The sequence below is a fragment of the Tropicimonas marinistellae genome (assembly GCF_001509585.1).
GTDB classification, from domain to species: domain Bacteria; phylum Pseudomonadota; class Alphaproteobacteria; order Rhodobacterales; family Rhodobacteraceae; genus Tropicimonas; species Tropicimonas marinistellae.
This window is the reverse complement of sequence record NZ_LNCI01000021.1, coordinates 1-9,419: the sequence shown is the minus strand read 5'-3', so window position 1 is coordinate 9,419 and position 9,419 is coordinate 1. Positions and strand designations below refer to the sequence as shown.

7 protein-coding genes are annotated in these 9,419 nt (G+C 66.7%); 4 read left to right on the top strand and 3 right to left on the bottom strand.

What is annotated here, in order from left to right; genetic code table 11:
- Nucleotides 1-71 precede the first annotated feature (71 nt).
- Complete coding sequence (locus ARC39_RS24550) at nucleotides 72-1,775, bottom strand: Y-family DNA polymerase (protein ID WP_236545394.1); 1,704 nt, start codon at nucleotides 1,773-1,775, stop codon at nucleotides 72-74.
- Between the two features lie 189 nt (nucleotides 1,776-1,964).
- Between ARC39_RS24550 and rnr the strand changes: the two genes are divergently transcribed.
- The 3 genes from rnr to ARC39_RS24535 all read left to right on the top strand — a co-directional run bounded on the left by rnr (nucleotide 1,965) and on the right by ARC39_RS24535 (nucleotide 6,208).
- The gene (gene rnr / locus ARC39_RS24545) at nucleotides 1,965-4,286 is read left to right on the top strand and encodes a ribonuclease R (RefSeq protein WP_068119330.1); all 2,322 of its coding nucleotides are present in this window, start codon (nucleotides 1,965-1,967) and stop codon (nucleotides 4,284-4,286) included.
- Nucleotides 4,287-4,517: 231 nt separating this feature from the next.
- Nucleotides 4,518-5,789: a lytic murein transglycosylase gene (locus tag ARC39_RS24540; protein ID WP_068119327.1), complete on the top strand. Its 1,272-nt coding sequence runs from the start codon at nucleotides 4,518-4,520 to the stop codon at nucleotides 5,787-5,789.
- The gene (locus ARC39_RS24535) at nucleotides 5,786-6,208 is read left to right on the top strand and encodes a VOC family protein (protein WP_068119324.1); all 423 of its coding nucleotides are present in this window, start codon (nucleotides 5,786-5,788) and stop codon (nucleotides 6,206-6,208) included. Before ARC39_RS24540 ends, ARC39_RS24535 begins: the two co-directional genes overlap by 4 nt.
- A gap of 19 nt (nucleotides 6,209-6,227) precedes the next feature.
- Here the strand turns inward: ARC39_RS24535 and ARC39_RS24530 are convergent, their stop codons facing one another.
- Complete coding sequence (locus tag ARC39_RS24530; protein WP_149866545.1) at nucleotides 6,228-7,022, bottom strand: HTD2 family dehydratase; 795 nt, start codon at nucleotides 7,020-7,022, stop codon at nucleotides 6,228-6,230.
- 160 nt (nucleotides 7,023-7,182) lie between these two features.
- On the opposite strand from ARC39_RS24530, the gene ARC39_RS24525 reads away from it, so the two are divergent.
- Nucleotides 7,183-8,847, top strand: coding sequence for a thiamine pyrophosphate-binding protein (locus ARC39_RS24525; RefSeq protein WP_068119333.1), 1,665 nt, complete (start codon nucleotides 7,183-7,185; stop codon nucleotides 8,845-8,847).
- Between the two features lie 15 nt (nucleotides 8,848-8,862).
- Here ARC39_RS24525 and ARC39_RS24520 read toward each other — a convergent pair whose 3' ends face one another.
- On the bottom strand, nucleotides 8,863-9,309 hold the full coding sequence (locus ARC39_RS24520) for an I78 family peptidase inhibitor (protein ID WP_068119318.1): 447 nt from the start codon (nucleotides 9,307-9,309) through the stop codon (nucleotides 8,863-8,865).
- Nucleotides 9,310-9,419: the final 110 nt, after the last annotated feature.

Sequence of the window (9,419 nt, the reverse complement as noted above, 5' to 3'; positions counted from 1 at the left end):
GTGAATCCGCCCCTGTAACCCATTGAAATCACTTGTCGGGAAAGATGTCTCACGCGTGAGACATGCCGCTCTCACGCAAACCGTCCCTGGCAGAACCACCCCCCCGACATCTCCCCTCCGTGGGCATAGAAGAGCCACAGCCGCGCGCCACCCTCCACCTCCACCCGCCAGTAATCCCGCACGCCCGAGCGCCAGGCGGGGTCATCCAGCCACCATTCCGGCGCGATCCGCTCCGGGCCGGTCGCCCCCGCCAGCACCAGGTCGCGGCGGCGCCAGCGGAACCGGTGCGGCGGGCGCGGAGACGTGGCCCCCTCGCCCGCCACATGCACCGGCTCGGGCGGGAAGATCAGCAGCGGGCGCGGCTGCGGCGGACGCACGGGCCAGTCGCGCGCAGGCTCCGACCAGGCAGCGGCCAGCACCCTGGTCGTCTTTTCCGGGATATGACTGTCCGCCGGGGCAAGCCGGGTGATCGCCTCCAGCCCGACCCGCGCGCCCAGCTTGCCGATCAGGTCGTCGAGCGCCGCACCGTCGGCCCGCTGCATCCGCGCCGCCCCATCCGACGCCGCGCCCATATGACCCCGATGCTGGGTCGCATGGACCGGCTCGGTCACATGCGCCTCCAGCCGCAGCACGTCGATACCCGGACCGGCCTCGATCTCGTCGAGCTTCATCAGCAGGAGCGGCCGCAGCCGGTCGGGCTCCGCCGAAGGCCGCGCCAGCCCTACCTCCACCGGCTGCATCGTGTGATCGCAGCGGAAGGCCTGCAACCGCACCCGCCGCGCACCGCGGCCCTTCTCGCGAAGCCGCGCAGCCAGCGCCGGCAACAGCCGGTCCAGCCCCGCGCGCATGTCGTCCAGAAGGCCGATGGGCTCCGGCAGCGTCAGGCGCACCGCGAAGTGATCGGGCGGATTGGCGGGCGAGACCGGCTCCGGCACCAGCCCGAGCGCTTGGTCGAGCCGCAGCACCAGGTCCTTGCCGAAGCGCCGCGCCAGCGCCGCCCGCGGCTGGCCGGCCAGTTCGTCGATCCGGCGCAACCCGAGGCGGCCGAGCTGCGCCACCACGTCCGACGGCAGGCGAAGTGCGGCCACCGGCAGGGGGGCAAGCGCAGTGCGGGTCTGTCCCGGCGCCGCGATCCGCGCCGCAGCAGCACCGCCACCGCCCCGCACCGGCGCCGCGCCGCCCCGCTCCCAATGCCGCCGCTTGGCCGCCCGCGACCGCGTCGCCCGGGCCTCCTGGTCGATCGCGTCTCCCGACCGCGCCAGTGCCGCCCCCTGCCCGGAAAACCGCGCCAGCGCCCAGGCCGCGCCCACCGTGTCGGCAATCCCGGAGCGCACACTCACCCCCAGGGCAGCGCAGTCTCCATCGATCCGGTCGAGCAGTGCCGCCTCCCCGCCGAACAGATGCGCGCAGCCTGTCAGATCCACCAGCAACCCATCCGGCGGCGCCTCCGACACCCAGGGCGAGAACCGCCCCGCCCATCGCCGCAACACGGTCAGAAACGCTGCCTCGGCTTGCGGGTTGCTTCCCCGCGTCACCAGATCAGGGCACATCGCCCGCGCATCCCTGAGCGGCTGCCCGACGACAAGCCCGGCACGTGAAGCCGTGTCATCCAGCGAGGCCAGCACCTGCGTGTTGCCGCTGTCGCGCACCACGGCAAACGGCCCGCCGATTGCTCCGCCTTCCGCGCGAAGCAGCCGCTCGGCCGCAAGCCGTGGGAACCACAGTGACAATATCCGCCGGACAGACGACATCGGCCCCCCTTCGGGAATCACCATATTGTTCTTCTTTTGTTCTACTCCAGTTTACGCCCCGCTTCCGAAGTGTCGAGTCACGGTCTCTTCTGTCCCGAAATATCCCCGCCGGAGGCACGCCGCGCAGCGGCGCCACCGCCGCTCGGGCTCTGCCCGGCGGCCAGCGCCCTTTCCGCAGGTGACAGCCCCCGGCCCCCATGCTAGGCCGCGCCCATGGCAGAGCTTCCGACCAAGGCGCAGGTCCTCGACTGGATCGCCCACAACCCCACGCAGAACTCCAAGCGAGACATCGCCAAGGCCTTCGGGGTCAAGGGGGCGGCGCGCATCGACCTCAAGCGTCTGCTCAAGGAACTGGAAACCGAAGGGCATTTGCAGAAGGACCGCAAGCATTACCGCGATCCGGACAAGCTGCCGCCCGTGACCGTGCTGCAACTGCTCGCCCCCGACGCAAATGGCGATCTCTTCGCCCGGCCGCTGGAATGGCATGGCGAGGGGCCGGAACCGCGCGTGCTCTTCCTGCCGCGCGAGGCCGACCCCGCGCTCGGCGAGGGTGACCGCATCCTCGGCCGCATGACCGAGGTGCGCGGCGACGGGCATCAATACGAAGCGCGCCTGATCCGCCGCATCGGCCACAACCCGCGCAAGATCCTCGGCGTCTACCGCAAGCGCACCGAAGGCGGCCGGATCACGCCCATCGACAAGGGCACCGACCGCGAATGGCAGGTGCCGCCCGGCGCAACCCACGGTGCGAAGGACGGCGAATTGGTGGAGGCAGAACAGGCCAGCCCCCGCGGAAAGCTTGGTCTTCCCACCGCCCGGATCACCGAGCGGCTGGGCGACCCTTCAGCGCCCAAGGCTGTCTCGCTCATCGCAATCCACCAGCACGGCATCCCCGACGATTTCCCCGACCGGGTAATCGCGGAGGCCGACAGGATGAAACCCGCCGGGCTCTCGGGCCGCGAGGATCTGCGCGACCTGCCGCTCATCACCATCGACCCTGCCGATGCGCGAGACCACGACGACGCCGTTTACGCCCATGCCGACGACGACCCGAAGAACCCCGGCGGCCACGTTGTCTGGGTCGCCATCGCCGACGTCGCCCATTACGTGCGCCCGGGCTCGGCGCTGGATGCGGAGGCGCGGACGCGGGGCAATTCCACATATTTCCCTGACCGGGTCGTGCCGATGCTGCCCGACCGGCTGTCGGGTGATCTCTGCTCGCTGCACGAAGGCGTTCCGCGCGCCTGCATCGCCGTCCGGATGCGGCTGGATGCCGATGGCCGGAAGATCGGGCACAGTTTCCACCGCGGGCTCATGCGCTCCGCGGCCTCGCTCAATTATCAAGAGGTGCAGCAAGCGCTGGACGGAGAGCCCAACGAGAAATGCGGCCCGCTGCTCGACGACGTGCTCAAGCCGCTCCACACCGCCTATCTCGCCGCTGCCCGCGCCCGCGACCTGCGCCAACCGCTGGATCTCGACCTGCCCGAGCGCCGGATCATCCTGTCCGACAAGGGCGAGGTCCTCTCGGTCAATTTCCGTGAGCGTCTTGTGGCGCATCGGCTGATCGAGGAGTTCATGGTGCTGGCCAATGTCGCGGCGGGCGAGACGCTCACCCACAAACGCCAGCCCCTGCTCTTCCGCGTCCACGAGGAACCTAGCCCCGAAAAGCTCGACGCCCTGCGGGAGACTGCCCAGGCCAGCGGCTTCACCCTGGCAAAGGGCCAGGTGCTGCACACCCGGCACCTGAACAAGCTGCTTGCCGATGCGGCCGGGACCGACCTGGCGGAGATGATCAATCTCACCACGCTTCGATCGATGACCCAGGCCTACTACAACCCGGAAAACTTCGGCCATTTCGGACTGGCGCTGAAGACCTATGCCCACTTCACCTCGCCAATCCGCCGCTACTCGGACCTCATCGTTCACCGGGGGCTGATCGCGGCGCATGGCTGGGGTGGCGGGCGCGACGGCAAGGCCGACGGGCTCTCGCCGGATGATATCGACGGGCTCGCAGCCACGGCCGAGCATATCTCAGAGACCGAGCGGCGCTCCATGGCGGCAGAGCGGGACACGACCGACCGCTATCTCGCGGCTTATCTCTCCGAACGCGTGGGCAACGAGTTTTCCGGCCGGATCTCCGGAATCGCCCGGTTCGGTGTCTTCGTGAAACTCGACGAGACCGGCGCGGACGGGTTGATCCCGATCCGCTCGCTCGGGGACGAGTTCTTCCACTACGACCGCGAGGCGCAGACCCTCATGGGGTCGGACAGCGGCCGTGTCATCTCGCTCGGGCAACGCGTCACGGTTCGTCTGACGGAGGCCGTGCCTGTCACCGGCGGGTTGATGCTGGACCTTTTGGAACTCGAAGGCGAGCAGGTGGCGCCGAACAGCACGCCGCGCGGTCGCGGCAAGCCGGCCCGCCGAATGCCAGGCAAGGCGAAGGCGCGCAGCAGCGCCGCGCAGAAGCAGAAGAAAGCCGCGACAGGGTCCCGCCCCACCCGAAGCAAGCGCAAGGTGACGCGCAAGCGCCGCTAGGACACTTCCGGCCGCGACTTCGCAATCCTTCGTTCAACCTATGAACGGGGCCAGTCTTGCAATCCTGCCGCACGGACGAACTTCGGTGGGCAATCCGTGCAAACTATCGTCGCGTAAGCCGAAATCTGCCAATGCCCGGCAACAGAAGATCCGCGTCTCGCAAATATCTTTGCGGAAAGGCGCTCCACCGTTACACTCCTGACAAACAAAAGCTGGCGAGCAGGAACCACAATGAAGGGTAAGGTCAGTTTACTGGCGGCGGCGCTTGCCGTTGCCACACCCGCGCATTCAACGGCGGGCTTAGGGGCAGTCGACACATCCATTCGTCCGGAGGCGCGCCCGATTCTCGCGGCCGCGCTGCTCCCCGAGGAGAGGGTTTCCAATATCGGGTTCGAGGACTGGATTTCCGCATTCCGCATCCGGGCGGCGCGTCACGGCATTTCGCCGGCGACCCTGGACCGCGCTTTCGCCGGCGTGCGGTACAACACCGACGTGATCCAGCGCGACCGCAACCAATCCGAGTTCACCAAGACAATCTGGGACTACCTCGACACGGCCGCCTCCGATCTGCGCGTGACCAACGGGCAGGTTGCGCTCAGGGAGAACGCGGCGCTTCTGAACCAGATCGAAGACACCTACCGGGTTCCGGCGGAGATCATCACCGCGATCTGGGGGCTCGAAAGTGCCTACGGAACCTTCCGGGGCTCCGAGAATGTAATCGAGGCGGTTGCAACGCTCGCCTACGACGGACGGCGCGCCGCGTTTTTCGAAGGCGAGTTGGTCGCCGCTCTGCAGATCCTCGAAAGCGGGGACGTCGGACCGAACGCAATGACTGGCAGCTGGGCCGGCGCCATGGGCCACACGCAGTTCATGCCAAGCTCGTTCCTCGCCCATGCGGTAGATCACGACGGGAACGGCAAGCGAGACATCTGGTCCGACGACCCGACCGATGCCCTGGCTTCGACGGCGAAGTATCTGGCGGATGCGGGCTGGATCGACGGACAACCATGGGGGATGGAAGTCATCCTGCCGACGGATTTCGACGTGTCTCTTACCGGCCATTCCGTGAAGAAGTCCCCTGCCGACTGGGCAGCGCTCGGTGTGCGCGACACCTACGGCCATCCGGTGCCCGACCATGGCGAGGCCTCGGTCATACTGCCCGCCGGCGCAGGCGGCGTCGCATTCATCATCTTCCAGAACTTCAAGGTACTGGAACGATACAATCCCGCCGACGCCTATGTGCTTGCGGTTGGCCACCTGGGTGACCGCATTCGTGGCGGTCCGGCGATCAATGGCAACTGGCCGCGCGAACTTCGGGCATTGCTGCTCGCCGAACGTATTGAGCTTCAGGAGCGGCTCACCTCCGCCGGCTACGATACGCAAGGTGTCGACGGCAAGATCGGGCCGAATACGATTGCCGCCATCCGCGGATATCAGAAATCGGTCGGGATGCAGCCGGATGGCTATGCCTCGACAAAGGTTCTTGCACAGCTTCGCCAATGACGGATCGCGACAACCGGCGCCGGGGACCGCGTGTGACGGCACTCGACCACCTGGTTCTCACTGTCGCCGACATCGACCGGACGGTCCGATTCTATTCCGAAGTCCTCGGAATGGAGCCGACGCGGTTCCGTACCGCCGATGGCAGCGAACGCATGGCGTTGATATTCGGACAGCAGAAGATCAACCTGCATGTCGCGCACGCGCCATTCGAGCCGAAAGCCCAACGACCAACGCCAGGTGCCGCCGATCTGTGTTTTCTGACAGATGTGCCGCTTGAGCAATGGCAACGGCATCTGGCGGATCTGCATGTTTCGGTTGAAGAGGGGCCCGTCCGCCGTACGGGCGCATCGCGCCCGATCCTATCGATCTATGTCCGCGATCCGGACGGCAACCTGCTGGAGATCTCCCAAGTCCTCTGAAACCCATCAGCCGTTCTGCTCACCAACCGGCGACAGCCCTGGAGACGAGGACGCCATCTCCGTTACGCACCCAAAGGTCGGATCCGCGGTGATTGGACACCGCCTCCTCACCCAGAACAAGCGGACGCAGCTCGCGAAAGCTGAAGCGCCGCAGGGGTGCCATGGCGTCAACGCGCATCGCAAGTATCATCGCGAGATAGGCGGCGGGAACCGCACGCCCGGAGTATCCTTCCACCTCGCGCGCATAGTCCCCGTCGTACTGGACCCTGTGACTGTCGAACGTGACGGCCCCAAAGCGAAAAAGCGAGACCGGATCAAGGTGCAATGCCAGTGGATCGCTATCGTAGGGCGCCGGAGCGGGCTGGATGTCGTTCGCAATCGGGCCTGACCGAAAAACGAAGTCGCGCTGTTCTGAAAGGCAGAGGCGACCACCCTGGTGGAAGTCGTGCCGTACGGTCGCCTGGGCGATAGGGCCGGCGCGCCCCACTTTCTGCCCGACCGCGGTGACCTGGCTGCGCCGTTCGGCGGGCTCTCCTGAGCGCAGCGGTCGTTGCACACGCAGACGAACGGCGGTCATCCTCCGAAAGGGCAAATCGAAGTCCGGGACGCATGTGCCCGCCAAAGGACACCCGTCACCGCCGAGCCCCTGCGCCGGAGCAACTTCCCAGAAATAGGCACTCTGAAAGAAAGGTGGCAACGGATCGCCCGGATCGGGTGGCAATCCGGCACAGCCCAGGGCCGCATGCAAGGCAATCGCGCGGACCGGGTCCATTCTGTCATGCGTTACGTGCATCTTACCAACCACATCACTCATGCGACAAAGCTACGGACAATACCGAGAAAGGCAACATTTCCTGCGCTCTTCCCGGATCCGGAATGACGCAGGAAATGGCGCCGAACCCGCTTGCCAGCCTGGGCACGTAGAGCCATCTTCGTGTCCGCGGACTGCGGGAGGAGCGGTGACAATGGTCAGGATGCGACATGGCGGGCAGATCCTCGTCGACCAGTTGAAACACCGCGGCGTTCAGCGCGTGTTCTCGGTGCCGGGAGAGAGTTTTCTGGCAGCGCTGGACGCGTTGCACGACAGCGGGATCGAGAACGTCGTTTGCCGGCACGAGGGCGGCGCCGCAATGATGGCCGAAGCATACGGCAAGCTGACGGGCACCCCCGGCGTCGTCTTCGTCACGCGCGGCCCGGGAGCCACCAACGCCGCAGCCGGAATCCACGTGGCACGCCAGGATTCCACGCCGATGATCCTCTTCGTCGGCCAAATTGCCCGCGGCCACAGGGACCGCGAAGCCTTTCAGGAAGTCGATATCCCCGCTGTCTTCGCGCCTCTCGCCAAATGGGCGGGCGACGTGCACGACACCGCACGATTGCCTGAGTACATCGCGCGGGCCTGGAACCTGGCGCTGTCCGGACGTCCGGGTCCGGTGGTGTTGGCACTTCCGGAGGACATGCTGTCAGCTAGCGCCGCCGTTGCGGACATCCCGCCTGCCACGGCCGCTCCCGCGCCGGACTACGAGACCTTTTCGCAGTCGGCATTGAGTGCCCTTCGCCTGGCACGCCGGCCGCTCGTTGTCGTCGGCGGCCCCGGATGGTCGGCCAAAGCCGCACGCGACCTTCAAGTCCTTGCCGAGACCGCCGACCTGCCGGTTGCAGCCACCTTCCGCCGCCAGGACTACATGGACAACCGGCACCCGAACTACGTCGGTGACCTGGGCGTGGGAATGAACCCAAAGCTCGGCGAGCGCCTGGAGAGGGCCGATGTCATCCTCGCGCTCGGCACGCGACTTGGCGAGACAGCGACCAGCGGCTACCGGCTCCTCGACCCCGCACGACCCGATGGAAAGCGCACGCTGATCCACGTACACCCGGACCCCGACGAACTCGGCCGGGTCCATTCCCCGCATATGGCGCTCGTCGCTCCGGCCGCCCAGGCGGTCAACGCGCTCGCGGCCCACGCAGCACCGCTGATCAACAGCCGTGTCTGGACCGCGGAAGCCCGCGCCGATTACGAGGTCTGGCAGGAACCTCACCGCAGCCCCGGAGCGCTTCAGCAGGAGTGGGTCATCCGCTGGCTGTCCGAGCATCTTCCGGAGGATGCTATTGTCACGAACGGGGCCGGCAATTACGCCGCCTGGCTGCATCGCTACTTCCGCTTCAAACGGTATGGCACGCAACTCGCACCGACGTCCGGCTCGATGGGTTACGGGCTGCCCGCGGCCATTGCCGCGAAGCTCGCCCATCCGGAACGTACGGTCGTTTGCCTCGCTGGCGACGGGTGTCTGCAGATGACCGTGAACGAACTGTCAACGGCAGCCCAATTCGGGGCGGCGGTTGTCGTGCTGGTGGTGAACAATGGACGATACGGCACGATCCGGATGCACCAGGAGCACTTCTACCCCGGCCGCGTCAGCGGTACCGACCTCTTTGTGCCGGATCTACCGGCACTGGCCCGCGCCTACGGCGGATGGGGCACCAGGGTGACGCAAAACGCCGCCTTTCCGGCCGCTTTCGCTGCCGCACGGACAGCCGGCACTCTCGCGCTCATCGATCTCAGGGTGGATCCGCAGGCGCTTGCCACGGGCCAGACCCTCGACGCGGCGCGCACCGAGGGTCTGGCCCGCAGGGCGTGATCGGTATGGCTCGCATCACCCGCAGGAGACGCGATCCACCGTCCCGCCGGTGTTGACGAAGAAATTGACCCGCGTCGGGTTGTACTCCTGGGTGACAATGTCCGACGGACCGATCACCCGATACGGCATCGTCAATCCCGCCCCTTCGACTGCGGCCGCACTCTGGCCCCGATACTGCTGCACCTCCTCCAGCTTGCAGGTGTCCGGCAGGCGTTCAGTCAGGCCGCCGGCGCCTGCCTGGACTTCGCCGTATGGATCCTCTTCGACCATCGCCAGTGCCGGATCGACGCCTCCCTCCTCGATGGGCGCCACGTCCACCGCCCCGGCCGGCTGGATCGGATCGACCACCGTCGGCGGCGGCGGCGACGTGAAGCTGCCCTCCGTTATGGTATCGCCGGTGTAGTCCTCACATCCTGCCAGCACCAGAAGTGCCGCCGCCAGACCAGCAAATTTCAAATCCATATCGACCTCTCATGTTGCATTGCCGCGGCCCATCGCCCACGGTTTGATAGCAGTTTAACGGGAGGACACGCCGATGAAAACGCGCGCCGCGGTAGCAATTGAGGCGGGCA

Excerpts from the sequence above, each read along its gene's own strand:
- ARC39_RS24520 (WP_068119318.1), bottom strand. The coding sequence starts at position 9,309 with ATGGATTTGAAATTTGCTGGTCTGGCGGCGGCACTTCTGGTGCTGGCA.
- ARC39_RS24540 (WP_068119327.1), top strand. The coding sequence starts at position 4,518 with ATGAAGGGTAAGGTCAGTTTACTGGCGGCGGCGCTTGCCGTTGCCACA.
- ARC39_RS24535 (WP_068119324.1), top strand. The coding sequence starts at position 5,786 with ATGACGGATCGCGACAACCGGCGCCGGGGACCGCGTGTGACGGCACTC.
- ARC39_RS24530 (WP_149866545.1), bottom strand. The coding sequence starts at position 7,022 with ATGAGTGATGTGGTTGGTAAGATGCACGTAACGCATGACAGAATGGAC.
- ARC39_RS24525 (WP_068119333.1), top strand. The coding sequence starts at position 7,183 with ATGCGACATGGCGGGCAGATCCTCGTCGACCAGTTGAAACACCGCGGC.
- rnr (WP_068119330.1), top strand. The coding sequence starts at position 1,965 with ATGGCAGAGCTTCCGACCAAGGCGCAGGTCCTCGACTGGATCGCCCAC.
- ARC39_RS24550 (WP_236545394.1), bottom strand. The coding sequence starts at position 1,775 with ATGGTGATTCCCGAAGGGGGGCCGATGTCGTCTGTCCGGCGGATATTG.